Here is a 21,102-nt window from a genome sequence, read left to right on the forward strand (position 1 = left end):
TTTTTATACCTATTTATATATAGTTATTAAGTTTAACAAGCAACTATTCACCGTCCCTATTCCGTTCATACAAAAAGGTTGAAACAGGGGATTTATTTGTACAGGCAAACTCGCAAATGCCTAAGTCTGTCCCAAGTAAATAAGTGTCCTATAAAACTACCATTTAAATTTCCCCATTTTTAGACACCGATGTCAAAATATAGATTTTATGATATACCATCGTTAGATTTACGACAAACAGCTACATCTTTTTCGTATAAATCAAAAAGGATCGATGTCACGGATTCTTATTCAATCCGTAATACATCGATCTCTTTTATTCATTTTCATTCTTTTAAAATAAAACTATTGATCATTCATACTATTTATTGTTTCTCACTTGAGTATTAATAAAATTCATAACATGTCGTCTTGAAGGTGCTGCCTGAATAGCACCTTTTACAGAAGCTGTAAGTGCTCCACTTGCATTCGCAAAAGCCAAAATTTGCTGATGATATTCATGAATTTTTTCACAAAGATTTTCAGTAGTTACTCCTAAAAGTAACAGTTCCGATAGAAATCCTCCGATGAAAGCATCACCTGCTCCAGTAGTGTCAGCAACTGTTACTTTAAATCCTTCATCTTCATATTCCACGCCATCTTCCAAATAAATGCTAGCTCCATCGCTTCCTTTTGTATACACTACAACTTTCACATTACCAACAAAAAGAGAAGCTATTGCTGATTTTTCCTCTTCAATACCTGTTATGAAAGCGAGCTCCTCATCAGATACTTTCACCAAATCCGCTAAAGGCAAAAATTGTAAGATTGTTTGGCGACAGCTTTCTGCATCCGGCCATAATGGAAGACGGACATTTGGATCAAAACTAATAATCCCACCAATTTCACGAAAATCGTCGATCACTTTTTTATGAGTTTGTTTCATTGGGCTTTCAATTAAATCGACTGAGCAAAAATGGAGAAAATCTCCTGTTGTAAACAAATCTGACTTCACTTCCTGTGGCGTGAGCATTAAGTCAGCCGCGTTTTCACGATAAAAATTAAAGCTTCTTTCACCATGCTTATCGACCGAAACGAAGGCTAATCCGGTTTCACCCTCATCCGTTCGAATAATAGATGAGGTATCAACACCATTTTCTTTTATTACATCCATCAAAAAATCTCCAAAGTGATCATTCGCAACTTTTGTGAGCATGACTGAATGGCCGCCATATTTTGCAATTGCAATAGCTACGTTCATTGGAGCACCTCCCGCAACACGCTCAAAACCTGATACTTCTTTTAGTGGTTTATTTTTTTGAACTGGAATAAAGTCAATTAATGTCTCACCGATACAAAAAACTTTCTTCATCTCTTCACCTCAAAACAAGTGGGTAGCTCAAAGGTAGTAGACCATCCCTAACTAATAGAGTTAGAATGATTGACACTTTTCTTTTAGTCACCCACACTGATTTTTTATTTCCAAATATCTTTCAAATTCCAATAAGTTAATTCCTGTACTAGTACTTCACTATTGTTGTCACCATTGTAAGCGAAAAGCTCAACTCCTAATCTTTCTTCTCCCGGATAGATACGACTTGTCATCGTCGCTTGTCCATCATTAGCAAATACTTCGATTGAGGAACGATCAATGAAAATACGTAAAGTCAGCAAACCATTTGCTTCAAGTGTTGCATTTCTAACCCCATCTTCTACCTTTCCACTTTTAGAACAATCAAGGATTAACTTTTGTTGTTCCAAATGGTAAGTTATCACTGTCTCCTCATCATTAAGACCACGAATTTTCAAGCCAACAGCAGATGCAGTAGTATTTGTTAACTCAAAGACAGCCTTTACTTCGAGTAGATCCTCTTTCGTTTTTACTAAATAGTCACCAGAGATTGATTTATTCTTGCATACATGATGTTCTGATTCACGTAGTAAAGATACTTCTTCAACAGGATTCATGAGAATTTTATTATTAGATCCTAATGTTACTTCACGCGGTAATGTTAATGCTCCACACCAGCCATCTGTTTTTGTCGGCATGTTTGCTTCCCACATATCCATCCAGCCTATCGCAATTCGACGACCTTTTGAATCTAATAATGTTTGTACTGCATAAAAGTCATGTCCATGATCTAATTCAGTGAACGCACCATGAACAAATTCATTTGTATCATAATCATAATCCCCTACTAAATAACCTGTTTGGAATAAGTTATTATAGTCATCACCGTCTGCCTCAATACCTTGTGGTGAAATCATTAGCACATATTTCCCATCTAACTCAAAGAAATCTGGGCATTCCCACATAAACCCTAGTGTACCGTCGCTTTGAGCTAGAACACCAACATACTCCCATTTTCGCAAATCAGCTGAGCGATATAAAATGACTCTCCCAACCTTCTCTTTCGTTGCATTTCCTAAAATCATATACCATGTGTCGTTATGCTTCCATACTTTGGGATCACGGAAATGATGTGCACTATCTGCTGGCGGTTTTGCAATAACAGGATTTTCTCCTATTTTTTCGAAAGTAACCCCATCACGACTTACTGCGATATTTTGATTTTGAAAAAAAACATCATTCTCTTTGTCTGTATAATGGTGTCCTGTATAAATTAATGTTAACTCACCATCATTATCTACCGCACTTCCTGAAAAACAGCCATCTACATCACAAACATCTCCAGGAGCTAACGCAACAGGTAAATGTTCCCAATGAACAAGATCTTTACTTTTCACATGTCCCCAGTGCATCGGCCCCCAGTTTTCATTATATGGATGATGTTGGTAAAATACATGATATTCTCCGTTAAATTGTACTAAACCATTTGGGTCATTAATCCAGTTTGCTGGCGCCATAATGTGGTAACCAAGTCGATAACGTTGATTCATTGTTTCCTTTGTTTTCGTTAGTGCCTCTTCTGCTTGTTTTATTCTATCAATTGTTAACATAATCATTTCCTCCTAAATAGCCTTTTGAACTTCATTTTTATTGTGATTGATCCCTTTACTTTTTTTAGAGCTTACGAGAGTGAAGATTGATAGGATCGTAAAACATAAAACCATAATTCCCATTACCATATACGTATCTCGGAAACCGATACTATCGTATAATTTACCAGCAATTGGTGAAAGAATAGATGCCCCTACTTGGGAAGCAAACTGGAAACCAACTAGATATAATACGGAAGATAAACGCGTATCAAAATTTGCTGCTAAATATTTAAAAATAGCGATGAGCATAATCGGTAATTCTAAAGCGTGAATTAATTTCATCCCTGATATTCCGATTGGCCCCTCTACCATCCCAGATCCTACTATTCTAAACGCCATCAAAAATCCTGCTAATAGTAAACTATTTTTCGCTCCTAATTTATTGACAATAAATGGGGCAAGAAACATCATTCCTGCTTCTAAAAATACTTGGAACGAATTCAAATAACCAAATACTTGATTTCCCAATGCTTCTGTAGGAAATAATGATGCATAATACAGTGGGAATTGCTGATCATATACACTATAGACACATGTTACTCCGATCACATATACTATCAAAAACCAGAAATCTTTTAATAGAAAGAGCTGCCCAATATCTTTTAATTTAACAGAATCAGCTCTCTCTAACTCTTGATCTGTCATTTCAACTTTCACAGATAGAATGATGGCAACTAAAATGATCGCTGAAACTGATGCCACCCAAAAGTTGATGTTTGGATTGATATTAAATAGTTGTCCTGCAAAAAATGTAGCTGCTGCCCATCCTAATGAGCCCCACATTCTTGATTTCCCATATTCAAAGTCGTATTTACGACCGATTTTTTCAATGTACGATTCGATCGCTCCGATACCTGCTAGAAAAGCAACCCCTAAGTAAAGTCCCCCAACAATTGCTCCTAAGATGACATTGTATTGTAATAATGGTCCATATACATAAATATAAAATGGTCCGACAAATACGAGCATGACACTAATAAAAAATAAAATATTTTTCTTTAATCCTATTTTGTCAGAAATATAACCGTATATTGGTTGCATACACAAAGCAAAGATAGCGTTTACAGAAAAGATAATCCCCGTTGCTGCCCCGCTTAAATTGATTTCTTGTCCTAACCAAATTGAAAATAAGGAATAACTAGATGACCAAGTAAAAAAGAAAAAGAAAAAATATGCACTTAATTTCCAATAAAGACTCTTTGAATCTTTCATAGCATTTGCTCCTTTTAGATAGGATAATAAATTTTTCGTTTCTGAAAGCACTTTCAACATCATTTTATGTCAACCGGTTTCATATGTCAACCCGTTGACATATGAAAAAATAAAAAACATTGCCCTCAGCAATGTTTTTACGTTGTTGTTCCTTCTATTAATTTAACAGGAAGACGTGTTTCCAGTGGGATTTCACTAAAATCCCCTTCTATTTCTTTTACTAATAATTCAATTGCTGTTTTTGCAATTGATGCAATCGGCTGCTGAATTGTTGTCAATTCTGGCAGTAATATTTGAGTAGTTTCTGTTCCGTCATAGCCGACCACTTTTACCTGACCTGGTACATCTAAACCTCGTTTTTTTGCCTCCGTTATAAAAGATGCGGCAAATAAATCATTACTCGCAAAAACTCCGTCTACATTGGGATAATCATCAAAAATCTTACTTATGACTTGTTGTTGACTTTGTCGATCAAAAACATCCGGAACTTCATATGTGATTGGTGTTCTTCCATTATTATTCATGACATCTTCATACGCATTTCGCCTTAACATTGCCGGTGTTTCCAATTCCTTTTGTCCATTAATATGAATAATAGTCTGACAGCCTTTCTCTATTAAAAGCTTTATTGCTATTTTTCCGCCTTCATAATTATCAGAACTTACAACTGGAATTGTTTCTGATAGATTTCGATCAATCGCCACAACAGCTAGATTTTGCTTATGATAATTTAGAATACCGCGGTTATGTGTACCAACAATAATTCCATCAACTTGGTTGCGCATAAGCATCTCTAAATATTTTTCTTCTTTATCAATACGATTTAAACTATTGCAAAGTAACACCTTGTACCCTAGGGAAGCACTGATATTTTCAAGATGAAAGGTTAGCTCACCAAAAAAAGGATTACTTGTTGTAGGCAAAATGATTCCAATCAGATTAGATCTTTTATTAAATAATGAACGAGCAACATCGTTTGGAAAATAATTAAGCTCATTCATAGCCTTCTGAACATTTTCTCTTGTTTCCTCGCTAATATAGCCACGATTGTTCAATACCCGCGAAACTGTTGTTGGCGAAACACCCGCTAGCTTTGCTACATCACTAATTTTAGGCTTCATTCCATTTCCTCCAAATGCTTTCAATAACATAAAGTGAGACTTCCATCAGTGAAGGTTTTCTTTATCCCCACGGATGGTTAGCGAAACTTATCTTAATCTTTCAGGTAGTTTAGCCCACACTTATAGCTCTTCTTCTCCTCGAAGTCTAGAAGACGGGTTTTTTCTGCCCGTTAATCTGTCATAAACATAAAGAATACAGCTAGACTTTATTTCCGATTTAAATCAAAATGTACTATTCGTCTTTTCATTTATCAACATTAAGTAGTCAAATCATATATTCTTATTATATCAAAAAGGATACTAAAAGAATCTCGATTAATGAAATGATGAAAATGAACTTAATGTCTGATAAGTATCTGTACAAGCGATAAGTGTGATTTCCTTTTTCTTCATATATGACTGCCCCTATATAATCCTTCATAGGTTATATAGGGTTTTATCACATGTTCGGTAGCGTTGATTTGAAATTTTTTTCGGAGATTAATAGGCGTAAGAAAGCTCCTACTTCAGAGGAATAAAGAGAGCATAATTGGAGGATGAAGACCCCCCATTTATGGAAGTTTCACTGTTAAATATTTTACTATTAACCTCTAGAGAAAAAGGTGGATCTAGATGCATTTTTCATTAACTTAGGCTGCCGCAAAACCGCTCGGCAGCCTATTTTTTCCTCTTCGATTAAATAATGCACAAAACATGTGAGCACTGATAAATAAAAAGGGAGCAGTGGGTAAATTCACATTTTTAAAGTGGATTTCTTTCTTTCCCTGATTTTAAATCAATCACCTTTACAGAATTCTTAGGAACAGGAACTACCTGACTTGCTGGAGCTAATTGCTTATTTTCTACCCAATCAACAAGTAAATCAAAGGATTGGTGAGCATATGGCAGTAGCGGTTGTAGCTTTTGTTTTGCATCTGTTAATGGATTCCATACAAGACTCTCAACGTGATTTCCATTTTCAATCATGTAGAGGCGATGCAAATTTTCTTTCCCTGCCTTTTTTACTAGTTTCTCATATCCTTTTGCATGAACATCTGGAAAAATTAACGTATCTAATGAACCCGCAATGCTAATAAGAGGAACGTCAATATCTCCTGTATTGGCAACCTTTTTAACATTTTCTTTCAAACTTTTTTTACGGCTATTATAATGATAATCTTTAAAGATAGAATCATAGGTACGGTCTCTTTGACCAGCTTCCGTAAAGTTTAAATAGTTTCTCCAATCAATTTTATTGGGAGCAGTAGGATCAAAGTGATCACGGTAGATATTTAATGTAACGAACCAGTATACTTGATCATGGTAACCCCAAAGGTTTTCTGATCCTTTTGGCACTCCGGCTCGATACAATTCCTTCACTGCTTTTTCCCTTTCCTTTCCGTTTCCATAGATCGCTTTTTCTGCATGATTAACAACTGGTACTAATGAGCTAATGAGATTGGGAGCTTCTACCGACCATAAAACACCCGCCATATCAACTCCTCCATCAAAGAGACGCGGTTCTCCCGTTTTTTGGGCTCCATCATGTTCAAGCGCATAACGAACCACATAACCTCCATTCGATAGGCCGATTGCATATGTAGGTACCTGATGATTTTTTTTAATTAAATGACTTGCTGGATTTGTAGCGTCAGTTGAACGAATGAGGCGATGAGAATAATGTTTAAGCAAGTAATTTTGAGCTGCTTTCGTTGCTTGTCGAAAGCGAAAGTTCCATTCCATTACAGTATCATCATCGTTTACTAGAGCATTTTTCACTTTTGCGAGTGGATCACTTGGGTCACTTTCTCCTTGAGTACCTTTATCAGTCGCTACATATGCATAGCCCTTCTCTAAAACAAAATCACTAAATAATAGGTCTGTTGACGTTTCATTTCGAGTGGCTGGAATGCCAGCGGCAACAAGCTTTCCATTCCAATGATCGGGAATACGAATAACAAAGTGTGCATCTTCAAAGATTCCATTTACCTGTGTACCCGTAATTTCAGCAGGGTTGTACATTTGATGCCATCCTGAATTGTCCGTTTTCTTTCCCCAATTGAATGGGGTAAGCGCCTGGTTTCCATATAAAATTGCTTGTTCATATTGTGCAGGATTTTTCGTTGTTAACCAATTCCCATCGACACCGTCAAAATAAGTAGTCGTAACATTATGAGCTCCAGGAATACCTTTATTGCCTTGTGACGCGAATGAATGTGGAAGATTATGCATAAATGAACTCATCGTAAAAAGCAGTGAGGAAGAAATAGTAAACGCTAACATTTTCCTTTTCAAATAAACCCCTCCAATTTGTGAAAATTGTCCATCATTATCCATATTTTACATTTATTTACCTAGAGTTACACGAGTCGAATTGACTATTAGCACAATGCAGATTTATAAAAAAGAAAACAAACGCACACTACAGAAAGACATAAGTAGCATGCGTTCGATACTTTTACCTACAGACTAATCGCTTCATTTATTTTCTAGTAGAAACATTTTACCTTTTTTCTGAACTTGCTTTTTTTGTTTGAGGCTATCATACAATGTCATCAAGATGATAATCACAAAACAAATACTTGAAATTTGAAAAACAGTTCCTAAATCTACATATGCTGAAACAGCTCCTAATAAGATGGCACTTACACCAAGTCCTAAATCGATTGAGGAGTAAAACATTCCATTGGCAATACCGCGTCGTTCTGGATCAGTCTTTGATAAAATCCAAGCTTGAAGTGCTGGGAGCATAGAGCCATAACCTGTTCCGAATAAAGCCCCTGCGAGAATAAGCATTCCCACAGAATACGTATAAGATAACACCCATAGCCCGGCAATTGTTAAGATCGCACATGCCACGATCAATGCCCATGGTCCTTTTGCATCAAATACTTTCCCAGAGATAGGTCGAACGATTGTAGCCATAACTGCATTACAAAAATAGTATAAAAAGATTTGGTCAATTCCCCGCTCTTCCCCAAAAATGACGATAAATGTAACAATCGCACCATAGCCAAATGTCGCTAAAATGACGATCACTGCTGGATACCAACTATTTTTGTCAAACAAAGAGCCCAAAATAGTAAATTCCTTAGGATTGAATGTCGTTTCTTGAACTGATTTTGGCGTTTCATACTTAACAAATGATAGAGTCACAATAGCAATCAAAGCTAAACTTGTCGCACAAATGATAAGTAATTGAAAGCCAAAATTTTGATACACTAAAATTCCTAGACTAGGGGCGATTATCATACCAATAGTAGCTGACAAGCCAAAATACCCCATCCCTTCACCGATTCGTTTAGAGGGGACTAGTTCAACAGCTACTGTACCATTTACAGTTGTGGACCATCCCCATGCAAATCCATGAATAAAACGCACTATGAGGAATAGTAGAATCGCAAAAGTAAACAAATAGCTAATCGTTAAAAGCACCAGAGCTAAAGCCCCTACAATAACTAACCATTTACGACTACTAGATTCTAAGACAAATCCAATAAATGGTCGAATTAAAATCGCTGACACAGCAAATAGAGTTGTGACCAATCCTATTTGAATATCAGATGCTCCAAGTGCTTTCGCTTGTGGCGGCATAGTAGGTAATAACATCATGAAACTCATAAACAAAAACAAGTTTCCTATTATTAGTAAAATAAATGATTTTGACCAAAGTACAGGTACATCTTTGTGTTCCATTTCGATTTTCTCCTTCTTTCGATCACAAGTAGATTGTAAGCACCTCTTAATTTGTTTTTCAAATTAATTAAATTAGTGGTTACTCATTAATTTTTAATCCATTTAGTTAAGAGTAACTTACTCTCTTACAACTAGACCTCATTCATAAAATAGCTAAAAGTTACAATCGTTATGAATGATGGTATGAATACACATAAACCGAGGAGTGATTAATTTCTATCTTAATGAAAGCTCGCCTAGTTTAGTTTTATTCTTTTCATTAAGTTTCCCATCTATTTTCATTCGGTAACAAATATAATCGACAGAACAATTTCTGTTCTCTCGATTATATTACATAATTTTCATTTAATTCCAAAAACAAACCCTATCTTTCCATTAGAACCAATCTTCATAGCCCAGTTTTCTCAAGTTATCTGCGGAAGTTTTTAAGCAATCAAAGGGGTCTCGCCCGTACTGCAGATCTTGCTCGACTAAGAAATATTGTGCGCCACTCTCAAGACCCGCCTCAATAATTGCTTTCATATCAAGGCTCCCTTCACCAACTTCTGCAAATTCGATAACATTAGTGAAAATTTCGCCGAACTTAGCTCGATCTTTTAAATCTACTCCACTTAAATCCATCTGACCAATGCGGTAATCTTTTAAATGTAATAATGAAATGCGGTTTTCATATTTTTTAATAAATTCAACAGGGTTTTCGCCACCTCGATAAATCCAGTGCACATCAAGTTCGAAGCCAAGCTTTGAGGTACTATTTTTCATGATATCAAGCAAATATTCACCATCATATTTTGCGAATTCGATATGGTGGTTATGATAATATAATTCAATCCCGTGCTCCGCTAAGCGATTGGCCATCTTTTCAGCCTTTTCGATAAATTTCATTATTTTTTCTTTATCGCCCATTACATTTACCGGTAGCATGCCGATACGTACGAAACTACAATCTAACGTTTTACAATCACTTACAATTTTTTCGAAATTATTTGTCAACGTCTCTCCTGGAGCACCAGATGCCATTGGCTCTAAACCTGCAGAAAGCGCTGCAATTTTAATATCAAAATCTTTACTCGCCCTTTTTAACTCAGAAACATTTTCCTCTGTCATTGGAATTTGTGAAACCTCAACTGCATGATATCCAAGCTCATTTATTTTTCTCATCGTCTCATAGACACCTAATTCTTCAACTTTACCTTTAACCATCATCATTTGAACGCCAAGTTTGCCTTTTTTCATTTTTCGATAGCCTCCAGTTTCATTTTCCTTGTGACTTCTGATTAACGACGAATAACACTAGACATCTTCATTAATATACATTTATCATATTAAGAGAAATTCTATGACTCGCATGGTAAACGTTTTCAAAAAAATTCATTCTTACTTACTTCTCTCAGTAAAGCTCTCATGTGTTTTAATCAATATTAACTAACGAATCTCTTATTAGTTTAATATAAATTTCTATGAACTTCATTATCTCAAACTGTCGATATTTCAAATGAAATTTACTGAGAGCGCTTTCTAATGTCCGTTTGTTTCTTTTATTAATCAATTACGTATTAATCTAGAACGATAAAAAAGATCTGACAGAGTCAGACCTTTTTTAAATTCCCTAATTCATTTTCAGCTTTACCTTAAAACCAATCTGCATAACCTAATTTTCGTAAGTTTTCTGCAGATGTTTGCAAGCAATCAAATGGATCTTTTCCGTATACATCATCTTGCTCAACTAAGAAATATTGTGCGCCACTTTCAAGGCCAGCTTCGATAATTGCTTTCATATCAAGGTTACCTTCACCGACTTCAGCAAATTCAATTGTATTTGTGAAGATTTGCATAAATTTGGCCATGTCTTTAAAGTCAACATCAGTTAAATCCATTTGTCCTACTCGGTAATCTTTCAGATGCAATAAAGAAACACGACCTGCGTATTGTTTAACAAACTCTGCAGGATTTTCGCCTGCTCTTTGAATCCAGTGAACATCTAACTCAAAACCAAGCTTAGATGTATTATTTTTGATCATGTCTAATAAATAGACACCATCATATTTTTGGAATTCAAGATGATGCGTGTGATAATATAAATCAATACCTTGCTCTGCTAATCTCACTGCCATAGCTTCAGCTCGATCGATAAACGCCATGATTTGATCTTTATCGCCCATTAAGTTTAGCGGCATCATACCAATACGTAAGAAATTACAGTCAAGCGTTTTACAATCATTGACAATTTTTTCAAAATCAGCTGATAATGTCTCGCCAGGCATTCCAGGTAGCATTGGCTCAAGTCCTGCAGACATAGCGGCAATTTTGATATCAAAATCTGCGCTTGCTCTTTTTAACTCAGAGACATTTTCTTCTGTCATTGGAATTTGCGATACTTCTACAGCATGGTATCCAAGCTCGTTTATTTTTCTCATTGTTTCATAAACACCAATCTCTTCTACTTTGCCTTTTAGCATCATCATTTGAACGCCAATTTTACCTTTATTCATGTTTACCCCTCCATTGTCATTGCTTGTTTTAATTCGGACGATTTAAGAATTGCATCAATTATTTGAATCGATGTAAGTGCATCTTTAGCGTGAACATAATCTTGAGTATCATTTTCTATACAAGAATAGAAGTGATTAATTATTTTTGTATGGCTTGCACCGTAATAGAATTTTGTACCAGGAAGCTTTCGGTCTTCCATGATTTCTTCCTTCTTACCATTTTCATTTAGTCTAGTAAGAGTGCTGTCTTTAATTGTGAATTTTCCCTTTTCAAAGACGACTTGAAGTTCAACACTGGAATTTCCTGCATTCGCATTCGTCGCAAAGAACAATCCTGATGCACCGTTTTTAAACTTAATATTGGCTGTAGCCGTGTCTTCTACTTCAATGCCATAATCCAATAACTGATCAACAGTCCCTCTTATGGACGCAATTTCTCCGCCAATCAGTTGCATTAAATCGAGAGTATGTAGCGCCTGGTTAATCATAACCCCTCCACCGGCATACTCCATTTTTCCCCGCCACGGTTTAACATCATAATAAGATTTTGGTCTAAACCAGGTTACTAACCCTTTGATACCAATTATTTTGCCATATTCTCCACTATTCACAATCTCTTGCAGCTTTTCAAAGGATTCATTATAGCGGTTTTGAAGGCATACACCAATTTTAATATCCTTATTGGCTTCCTCTAATTTGACTAGTTCTAATCCCTCTTCAGTGTTCAATCCTAAAGGTTTTTCTTGAAAAACATGAACTCCTTTTTGGACACAAGCCTTCGTTGCTGGGTAGTGAAGATAGTGGGGCAAAAGATTATGAACACAATCCAATGCTTCTTTTTCTAGCATCTCGTGATAATCGGTATAAAAATTCACACCAGGTACGTTATCCTTTAATGTTTCATCACGATCACATACAGCTACTAACTCAACACTTGGATTAGCTTGTATAGCTGGTAAATGAATTTTAGAGATATCCCCAAGACCAATTACGGCTATTTTCAGCATTAGAGCACTTCCTTTGTAAACAACTCATGACCTAGGTGGCCATGAGCTCTTTTGATTTTATTTCGTTATTGTTTAACAGGACTCTTTTTTTCTTCTTCAATCTTTTTAGTTAATTCAGCAAAGTATAGCTCTTCATCAATTGGAAGCTCTACTTCTTTATCTAACCAGCTTGAAAGATGGATTGCGTTTGCTAATGCAACACCATTAATACCATCGCTTCCTGGTGCAATTAAAGGTGTACCATCTAAGATATTTGCAGCAAAGTTTTCTAATACAGAGCAATGTTGAGCACCCCATACGCTTTCAAACTCAATCACTTCTTCAGTAGATATTTCTGATGGGCCTTGACCAGTGAAAATTTTCATTACATCTGCCCAACTCATCGTAGCGCTCATTTCAGGCTCAGGTGTGTTAAGTCGTTTGATTGTAATTTTTTTGCTATCATCAACAATGATTTTTCCTTTATCGCCCAAAATCTCAAAACGGTCAGTACCCAAAATATCATGCGTAGCTGTAATAAATACACCAGTTGCACCATTACCGTAGTCAAGTATTGTTGTTACTTCATCTTCAACTGCGATATTTCTTTGGTAGCCGTATTTCACATTAGAATATACTTTTTTAGGCATTCCACAAATCCATTGAAGCAAATCGATTTGATGTGGTGCTTGGTTTACAAGGACACCGCCACCTTCACCGCCCCAAGTTGCTCTCCATGCACTTTGGTCGTAGTAACCTTGTGGTCTCCACCATGTTGTAATGATCCAGTTTGTACGACGAATATTACCAATTTCACCATTATCAATAAGTTCTTTCAATTTTTGGTAAAGTGGATTCGTTCTTTGGTTGAAGAAAACACCAAATGTCAATTCAGGTTTTGTTGCTGCAAATTCGTTTAATTCTTTTACTTGTTTTGTATAAACACCAGCTGGTTTTTCTAGTAATGTGTGGATATTTCTTTTTAACGCCTCGATTCCCATTTCTGGGTGAAGGTAATGTGGTACAGTCGTAACAACTGCGTCAACATCACCACTCTCAAGCATTTCAATATAATTATCATAGAATGGAACATTTGGATATTTCTCTGCACACATCTCCTTTTTAGCAGGGTCAATGTCACAAATAGCTCCAATTACCATGTTTTTAACTTTTCCTTCTGAGATAAATCCAGCGTAAGTTCCACCTTGTGCACCAATACCAATAATACCTAATCTAACTTGTTTCATTATTATTTCTCCTCACTTTCAATTTTTTCTAGAATTTCAAGTAAAGCTTCATACTGAAGTTTATATCCACCTTCACCATCAAGTTCTTTATTATCCTTAATAATTTCTGTTGCATCCTCAAGTTCTAAATCCTTTAAGGAATCAAATCGAACTAAATGTGGCTCAAGTGTTAGGAAGCCTTTGTAGCCGCTATTAATAAATTGTGCTAGAAGCTCAGGTATTTTTCCTTCTCCAGTACCACACACAACGTTTTCGTTATCGGTTGTTACAGCATCCTTGATGTGGATATAAACGATTTCATCTCTTAACAGATCGTAGCACGCCCCAGTATCTTCGCCACACTGCACAAAGTTAGCAAAATCGAAAATTCCTTTAAAGTACGGAGAACCAACAAGCGTTAAAATCTCATGGCAACGACGTGCAATATCACCATAGATATCCTTCTCATTTTCATGCACTAAAATAACATTGTATTTTTCTGCAATTGCTGCATATTCCCTTAGTTTGCTTATAACATCATCTTTATATTGATCAGCATCCTCACCCTTAGGGATATAGAAGCTGAAAATACGTATATATTTACAATCTAATAGATTGGAAATTTGACAAAGCGTGTCCAACATAATCTTTTGGTTTGTAAAGCCATCTTCATCATTAATGTACACCTTACCAATTGGTGATCCGATTGAAGAAACACTTACACCTGCTTTTTGTAAACGTGGTAGTACATTTTCATTTATTTCATCTACGGAATAATCGCCAATGTTTTTTCCATCAATTCCTCGTAATGAAATATAATTCATGCCTAGCTTTGTTACTACTTCTAATTGGGTATCAAAATCAGACGAAATTTCATCTGAAAATCCTGAAATCTTTAAGTCTTTATTCATTGATGAATGTTCCTCCCTTGCTGGAATGTAATAAAATTTGCACTTTCTAAACATTCCCTTTATCTACTTTTTTAGACGTAATCGACGATACTCTTTTGCTGTAACGCCCATCTTCTCTCGAAAATACCGGCTAAAATGGGATGCACTTTCAAAGCCACAATCATGAGCAATATCATGTAAAGCTTTATTCGGTTCCATTTCAAGCGAATATTTCACTTGTGTTAACCGACACCCCATGACATACTCCATCACTGTAAACCCTGTCATTTCTTTAAATACATGTGATACATACGACTTACTTAAATTAAGTGCTTCAGAAATCGATTCCAGCGTCATTTTTTTCATGTAATTTAACTGAATGTATGAGGCTATGTTTTCAGCATGCTCTACTTTGTCACCTTTTTGATTCGGAATTTTAATCGATTCCACCTCTCCAAGACGATGCACACTAATCAACACTTGTAATAAAAGCACTTTCATTTCAGTTTCTGCAAACTTATCATGAAGTTCTGGAGACCTCTGCAGCATATCGAGACGTCGAATTATTTCTTCTAAACGTTTCGATTCTTCATTGCCATTTGTTCGAATTAAACAATGGTGAAGTGTTTGAAACACCTCAATTAAATACATACTACCTAATTCTACTAGTAAACCTTTAATCCAATGTGGTGAAAAGTGAACGACACTTCGAATGTACTCACTATTTGGGTTAATATTCGGTTTATGCAAAGTTAAGCCATCCATGAGCAAAATATCCCCAGGTTCTAAATCATAAATTTGATTATGAATTAAATACCTACATGATCCAGAATGGAAAAAATAAACCTCATACTCTTGATGTGAATGGTAGTCATACGAGTGCCCACCCAGTCCTTGCATTCGGTAGCTTACAAGCAGCGTTCCATTCAAATGAATCAATCCTTTCAATGAAACTACTATTAGTTTATACCAAAATTGTTCTGATTACGTTACCTGAAACTGTTTGAATTTTATCATAAATTGACTGAGAGTGCTTTTTGTAAGCGATCAACAATCAACTAATCCTAATTCTTCCAATATCTACTTTATATTTTTTAGTATGGCAACTTTATTCTATGTTTATGTATTAAGCAACTCAAGGGGAAAGGTTTCGTAAAAATAGCTTTTAGATAAGTGAGGTTTCCAACACAGCAAAGGCCACTAGCATAAATGCTAGTGGCCTTTGCTGTGTTACCTTTTGTTTTATAGATTGGCAATTACTTCATCAATTGCCTGATTAATCTCTTGTTTGACTTCATTTGGCACATGTTTTTTTGGTAATTTATCGACCTTCTTCTTCAAGTCTTCCAACGTTGAAATTGCACGTGAAGTATTACCGGTAGCCAAGTATTTTTCTGCTTTTTCGATTTGGTTTAAGAGAGATTTTTGATGCCCGTGTTTTGAGAGATTTTTGTTAATAAGCTGTTTCAGCCCACTAATCGTTGTTTGTCCATCTTTCGAATCATAAGAGAGACCAAAATTGTACGCGTATGCTACACCATTTTTATCACGGAAAACATAAGAAGGATCTTCATCATAACCAGGAACATCTCCGTTCTCTTTGTCTAATTCTTCCTGATTAGCAGGAATTGTGAACGGAAGTTTCCCTGTAGGATTGAATTTTCCACGAATGACATCAACTATCGCCTCAGGTTTCACCCCAAAAGTACTTATGACAGCTTTTGCTTTTCCTTCCACATTATCAATCAACCATGGGTTCGTCATGTTTAATGCAAGAATAGTCGGAACAGTATCTTGAATTTCATTAATTCTATCCACATCATCGATTCCATTTTCTGGCCCTATTGTCAACTGGGGATTACTAGCCTTTGGTGTGCTAGGACGGACCCAAACAAATGCATGTGTTGCTTCCTCAATATTATTCGTAATTGTGACAGATTTATCATAATTACGAATAGACTCTATGAATCCTGCAGTATTCTCTTTATCATCTCCATTTGAGAAAATCTCGACGTAAAGCTTAATCTCTTCAATTTTATCATCATTCAATGGCAATAAATGATCATCATTTCGTAATAGAACAATTGATTTACGATGCGCTTCATCCGCTAGTTCCTGTGATTCTGGATTAGTTGCGACAGCGAGCGCATTTTCTGGGTCTACGTAAGGATCTTCAAACAGCCCTAATTGCATCATTTCAGTCAGCAGGAATGTGACCGATTCGTCTAGTCTCTTTTCTTTAACCAAACCATCATTAACTGCATTGATAAGATAAGTCGGGTCAGCTTCTCCAGAGAAAATATTAACTCCTGCGTCTAGTGCTTTTGCATATCTCTCTTCCTTGGTTAACTCTTCAACACCCCAAGGCATTGATGTAGTGATACCTGTGTCGGTGTTAACATAACCTTTGAAACCAAGATCATCACGCAATAAATCTTCAATGATAGCTTTGTTATACGCGAATCCAACTTCTTCAAATTCTTCTCCATTTCCTAATTGGTTAGGCGCACTATGTTCATTACTCGGATACGCGTAATAAGGCATGATAGACGTTGTTCCCGCCTCAATTGCTGCCTTAAAAGCCGGAATGTGATATTTAAGTAAGCTACCTTCAGTTGGATACGGATTGAATTGACCATTCAAATAATGTGGATCCTTCCCATCGTCACGGGCTCCTCCACCAGGGAAATGCTTCGTTGTTAGAGAAACACTATTTGGACCAAGTTCCTTGCCTTGATAACCTAAGACAATTTCACGAATCATATCTGCTGCAAGCTCAGGATGTTCTCCAAAGGTACCTTCAGTTCTTGTCCATAATGGGTCTGTGATAATATCCGCCATATACATGTAGCCCTTACGAATTCCGCTTGCCGTAAATTCTTGTGCAGAAGTTTCTGCAAATTCCCTCACAAGTTCAGTATCACGACTTGCGGCAAGTCCTAATTCACCCGGCCAAACAGAGAATTCGCCTACAGACTCACTAATACCAAATGTCTTACTTGTATTGATATGATTCCGTGGGTTCGATGTCATGACAACTGGGATACCTAATCTTGATCTCTCTGCTACTTCTTGTATTTGATTAATCCATGTTGCTAAAACATCCGCACTTGGGTTTTGACGGATAATGAAGTAGCGCAAATTACGATCAAGGATACCGTTTGTAGTCCCTGACGCATCGAGAACTGGTTCATCAAATTCATAATTAGGATCACCTGGTTGAGCCCAGCGATTCGTTTCACTCCAACGGTCTGCCTCACTAAGTAAGTTATCTCCTTCTGCACTCTCATTCATATAGTGTGAGGAAATAAGCATCATTCCTGCCTTTTCCTCAAGTGTCATCTTTGAGACTAGATCTTTTACTCGCTTATCAACAGGAAGCGTCCAGTTTTCATAAGAATCTAATTTTCCGTTGTCATTTAAATCTCTGTACTCTTTCCCCTTAATCTTAAGCGTGTCTTTAATGCGTGTCTCGACTTCCATGTCAGCATTTCCTTTACTTGCAGCACTTGCCTGTGGTGCCATGAGCGGAATTGTCAGCAAAACGGCAAGTGAACTTGCCATGACTTTTCTTATGTTTTTACCTTTTCTCCACTTTTTCAAAATTGAAGACATTGTTTTCCTTCCCTTCTTTTAGATAAGTACTTTTATTCAATTAAATTACTAAAACACAACGTCCTCCCTGTATTCTGATTAAAATTGTTTCATAGATTAATTAAAGGTATTTTACACCACCAAAAAGGGTGTCAATAAGCTAACTATTAAACTCTTTCTTATTATCGTTTACTATGACACAGTACAAAATAAAGCTACTAGTATAAATACTAGCGGCCCGACCACTTTATTTAGTCTTCACTTTTTTAGATTGGCAATTACTTCATCAATTGCCTGATTAATTTCCTGCTTAACTTCATTTGTTACATGTTTTTTCGGTAATTTATCAACTTTTTTCTTCGTGTCATTCAAAGTTGAAATTGCGCGTGCAGTTTTACCTGAAGCCAAGTATTTTTCTGCTTTTTCGATTTGGTTTAATAGAGATTTTTGATACCCGTGTTTTGAGAGCTTTTCGTTAATAAGCTGTTTCAGCTCACTGATCGTTGTTTGTCCATCTTTCGAGTCATAAGAAAGACCAAAATTGTACGCGTATGCATCTCCACTTTTTGCAAGATAAGCATAAGATGCATCTTCTTCTGGTGCGAAACTAGGAACATCGCCGACTTCATTGTCCACTGCTGCCATACTAGCAGGAAGGGCAAATGGAAGTTTTCCAGTTGGATTGAAGTCTCCACGAATAACATCAACGATTGCCTCAGCCTTAGTACCAAAAGTACTGATAAATGCTGCTGCATTTGGTTCAATTTGATCAAGTACCCATGGGTTGGTCATGTTGACCGCAGTGATTGTCGGAACTGCTTTTTGAATACTAATAATTCGATCGACATTCGTGATGCCTGTTTCAGGACCTACAGTAATTCGTGGATTATTATCCCAGTTAGATTGAACAGGTTTAACATAAATATACGCGTGTGTTGCTTCCTCAAGTTTATTCGTGATTGTGATAGTAGGATCATGCTTTTTAATTGTCTCAATTAACCCCTTAGTACTCGCTCCATCCGTTCCACCAGGGAACATCTCAACATAAAGTTTTACATTTTTCAATTTTGCATCATTCAAAGGCAATAGATTATTATCATTGCGTAATAGAACGATTGACTTAAGATGTGCTTCATATGCTAGTTCTTGTGCTTTTGGATTAGCTACAACATCAAGTGCATGCTGTGGATCTACATAAGGATCTTCAAAAAGACCTAAGTTCATCATTTCTGTTAGCAATAATGATACAGATTCGTTCACTACCGATTCTTTTAGTAAGCCTTGTTCGACTGCTTTGACGATAAGAGAAGGGTCAGATGATCCAGAAATGATATCTGTTCCTGCATTTATTGCTTTCGCAACTTTTTCTACAGGGGTTAAAAACTCGGCACCCCAAGCATTATTGCCAACTGCACCAGTATCAGAATTAACGTATCCTTTGAAACCAAGTTTTCCACGTAAGAAGCCATCTAAAATTGCTTTGTTAAGTGCAAAGCCAACTTCTTCAAATTGCTGGTCTTTACTAAACCACGGCAATCCTTGATCAGCACTATCATTGCTTGGATATGCGTAATAAGGCATGATAGACGATACATCTGCTTTGATAGCTGCCTTAAATGGTGGAATGTGATACTTAAGCATACTTCCTTCCGTTGGATATGGATTGAATTTACCTTCCACAAAGTGAGGATCCAAACCATTATCACGTGCTCCTCCACCTGGGAAATGCTTCACTGTAATTGCAACACTGTCTGTACCAAGTTTATCGCCTTGAAAACCTTTGATAACGTTATAAATCATATCTGAAGCAACTTTAGGATCCTCACCAAATGTATCTTCAATTCTTGCCCATAGTGGGTCTGTAGCGATATCAGCCGTATACCCGTAGACTTTACGAATTCCAGCAGCTCTCCATTCCTGTGCAGCGATTTCTGAGAATTCCCCTACTGCTTCCTCATCGCCCGCTGCTGCAAATCCTAGTGGACCCGGCCAAAATGAATGTTGCCCCTCACTAGCTGAAATATTCGTGTAATCTGTTGACGCATGATTCCTCGGGTTTGAAGTGACGACAACCGGGATACCTAATCTTGAAGCCTCACCTAATTCTTGTAGCTGATTCGTATATTTTGCGATAACATCTACAGTCGGAGTTTGGCGGAAGATAACATATCTCATATTTTTTTGCACAATTAGCGGATCATTATCTAATACATATCGACCATCAGTTGGGTTCGCTATCGGAGTATGTGTGTTAATTAGCATCAATCCTGCTTTTTCAGCAAGTGTCATCTTTGATACGAGATCGGCTACCCGCTTTTTAACAGGGTTTCTCCAATCCTCATACGTGTCGAGAGACTTGTCTCCATCTAAATCTCTAAACTGCAGCCCCTTTACTTTAAGCACCCCTTTATTTGCCGCTTCAATTTCTGGTTGACCAGTTTTCTTGTTAGCTAATACACGGTATGTATTCGTGTTTGCTCCTGAGTCCCCAGGGTTCGTATTCGTACCTGGCTCTACATACCCTAAGTCTTCATTACTATTTGCAGCACTTGCTTGTGGCACCATAACTGGAGCTAACAATGATAAAGCAAGTGTAGCTGTCATGACTTTTCTCAGTTTTTTACCTTTTCTTATTTTTTTTACAACTGAAGCCATTATTTCATCCCCTTTGCCCTATTAAATAAATTAATCATTCCTTAATTAATTATTTCTAACAAGACCACCCCCCTTAAACAATAAAAGGTAATGAAAATATTTAATTTGAGCTTGTCCAAAATCTATCAATAAAATTCCTTAGTTGAACTTTGTTTAGTAAGAATATTCCGAAAATTATAGATAGAATTTATTAATAGATCACCTTCATATCCAGGTTAAAAGGGTATTTTCAATCTGGATATGACCCTAATAGAAAAAAGTTTGTAGTT

Annotated in this window: 14 protein-coding genes; all 14 read right to left on the reverse strand. The window is 36.5% G+C overall.

Translation table 11 applies throughout. From position 1 onward, the window contains the following. Positions 1-361: 361 nt before the first annotated feature. The gene (locus tag K9V48_RS10510) at positions 362-1,351 is read right to left on the reverse strand and encodes a carbohydrate kinase family protein (protein WP_224138954.1); all 990 of its coding nucleotides are present in this window, start codon (positions 1,349-1,351) and stop codon (positions 362-364) included. 104 nt (positions 1,352-1,455) lie between these two features. Next, positions 1,456-2,931, reverse strand: coding sequence for a glycoside hydrolase family 32 protein (locus K9V48_RS10515; RefSeq protein ID WP_224138981.1), 1,476 nt, complete (start codon positions 2,929-2,931; stop codon positions 1,456-1,458). Positions 2,932-2,952: 21 nt separating this feature from the next. Then, positions 2,953-4,194 (reverse strand): MFS transporter, encoded by a 1,242-nt coding sequence (locus K9V48_RS10520; protein WP_224138955.1) that lies wholly within the window; start codon positions 4,192-4,194, stop codon positions 2,953-2,955. Positions 4,195-4,331: 137 nt separating this feature from the next. Then, positions 4,332-5,315: a LacI family DNA-binding transcriptional regulator gene (locus tag K9V48_RS10525; protein WP_224138956.1), complete on the reverse strand. Its 984-nt coding sequence runs from the start codon at positions 5,313-5,315 to the stop codon at positions 4,332-4,334. Positions 5,316-6,056: 741 nt separating this feature from the next. Continuing rightward, positions 6,057-7,526 (reverse strand): alpha/beta hydrolase, encoded by a 1,470-nt coding sequence (locus tag K9V48_RS10530; protein WP_438803884.1) that lies wholly within the window; start codon positions 7,524-7,526, stop codon positions 6,057-6,059. A gap of 246 nt (positions 7,527-7,772) precedes the next feature. Next, positions 7,773-8,990, reverse strand: coding sequence for an MFS transporter (locus tag K9V48_RS10535; protein ID WP_224138958.1), 1,218 nt, complete (start codon positions 8,988-8,990; stop codon positions 7,773-7,775). 375 nt (positions 8,991-9,365) lie between these two features. After that, positions 9,366-10,226, reverse strand: a complete 861-nt coding sequence (locus K9V48_RS10540; RefSeq protein WP_224138959.1) for a sugar phosphate isomerase/epimerase family protein — start codon at positions 10,224-10,226, stop codon at positions 9,366-9,368. 395 nt (positions 10,227-10,621) lie between these two features. Next, a complete protein-coding gene (locus K9V48_RS10545) occupies positions 10,622-11,482 on the reverse strand; it encodes a sugar phosphate isomerase/epimerase family protein (RefSeq protein ID WP_224138960.1) in 861 nt (286 codons plus the stop codon). A gap of 2 nt (positions 11,483-11,484) precedes the next feature. Continuing rightward, complete coding sequence (locus K9V48_RS10550) at positions 11,485-12,489, reverse strand: Gfo/Idh/MocA family protein (protein WP_224138961.1); 1,005 nt, start codon at positions 12,487-12,489, stop codon at positions 11,485-11,487. Between the two features lie 65 nt (positions 12,490-12,554). After that, positions 12,555-13,715, reverse strand: a complete 1,161-nt coding sequence (locus tag K9V48_RS10555; RefSeq protein ID WP_224138962.1) for a Gfo/Idh/MocA family protein — start codon at positions 13,713-13,715, stop codon at positions 12,555-12,557. A gap of 2 nt (positions 13,716-13,717) precedes the next feature. Beyond that, entirely contained in the window at positions 13,718-14,605 is an 888-nt protein-coding gene (locus tag K9V48_RS10560) for a sugar phosphate isomerase/epimerase family protein (protein WP_224138963.1), read from the reverse strand. A 63-nt stretch (positions 14,606-14,668) separates the two neighbouring features. Further along, positions 14,669-15,514 carry a helix-turn-helix transcriptional regulator gene (locus tag K9V48_RS10565; RefSeq protein WP_224138964.1) on the reverse strand — a complete coding sequence of 282 codons (846 nt, stop codon included), beginning with the start codon at positions 15,512-15,514 and terminating at the stop codon, positions 14,669-14,671. A gap of 312 nt (positions 15,515-15,826) precedes the next feature. Continuing rightward, entirely contained in the window at positions 15,827-18,199 is a 2,373-nt protein-coding gene (locus tag K9V48_RS10570) for a glycoside hydrolase family 3 protein (RefSeq protein ID WP_224138965.1), read from the reverse strand. A 237-nt stretch (positions 18,200-18,436) separates the two neighbouring features. After that, positions 18,437-20,833, reverse strand: coding sequence for a glycoside hydrolase family 3 protein (locus K9V48_RS10575; RefSeq protein WP_224138966.1), 2,397 nt, complete (start codon positions 20,831-20,833; stop codon positions 18,437-18,439). Positions 20,834-21,102: the final 269 nt, after the last annotated feature.

The organism is Metabacillus rhizolycopersici (assembly GCF_020075705.1).

Excerpts from the sequence above, each read along its gene's own strand:
- K9V48_RS10530 (WP_438803884.1), bottom strand. The coding sequence starts at position 7,526 with ATGCATAATCTTCCACATTCATTCGCGTCACAAGGCAATAAAGGTATT.
- K9V48_RS10570 (WP_224138965.1), bottom strand. The coding sequence starts at position 18,199 with ATGTCTTCAATTTTGAAAAAGTGGAGAAAAGGTAAAAACATAAGAAAA.
- K9V48_RS10575 (WP_224138966.1), bottom strand. The coding sequence starts at position 20,833 with ATGGCTTCAGTTGTAAAAAAAATAAGAAAAGGTAAAAAACTGAGAAAA.
- K9V48_RS10540 (WP_224138959.1), bottom strand. The coding sequence starts at position 10,226 with ATGAAAAAAGGCAAACTTGGCGTTCAAATGATGATGGTTAAAGGTAAA.
- K9V48_RS10510 (WP_224138954.1), bottom strand. The coding sequence starts at position 1,351 with ATGAAGAAAGTTTTTTGTATCGGTGAGACATTAATTGACTTTATTCCA.
- K9V48_RS10550 (WP_224138961.1), bottom strand. The coding sequence starts at position 12,489 with ATGCTGAAAATAGCCGTAATTGGTCTTGGGGATATCTCTAAAATTCAT.
- K9V48_RS10555 (WP_224138962.1), bottom strand. The coding sequence starts at position 13,715 with ATGAAACAAGTTAGATTAGGTATTATTGGTATTGGTGCACAAGGTGGA.
- K9V48_RS10560 (WP_224138963.1), bottom strand. The coding sequence starts at position 14,605 with ATGAATAAAGACTTAAAGATTTCAGGATTTTCAGATGAAATTTCGTCT.
- K9V48_RS10545 (WP_224138960.1), bottom strand. The coding sequence starts at position 11,482 with ATGAATAAAGGTAAAATTGGCGTTCAAATGATGATGCTAAAAGGCAAA.
- K9V48_RS10535 (WP_224138958.1), bottom strand. The coding sequence starts at position 8,990 with ATGGAACACAAAGATGTACCTGTACTTTGGTCAAAATCATTTATTTTA.
- K9V48_RS10520 (WP_224138955.1), bottom strand. The coding sequence starts at position 4,194 with ATGAAAGATTCAAAGAGTCTTTATTGGAAATTAAGTGCATATTTTTTC.
- K9V48_RS10525 (WP_224138956.1), bottom strand. The coding sequence starts at position 5,315 with ATGAAGCCTAAAATTAGTGATGTAGCAAAGCTAGCGGGTGTTTCGCCA.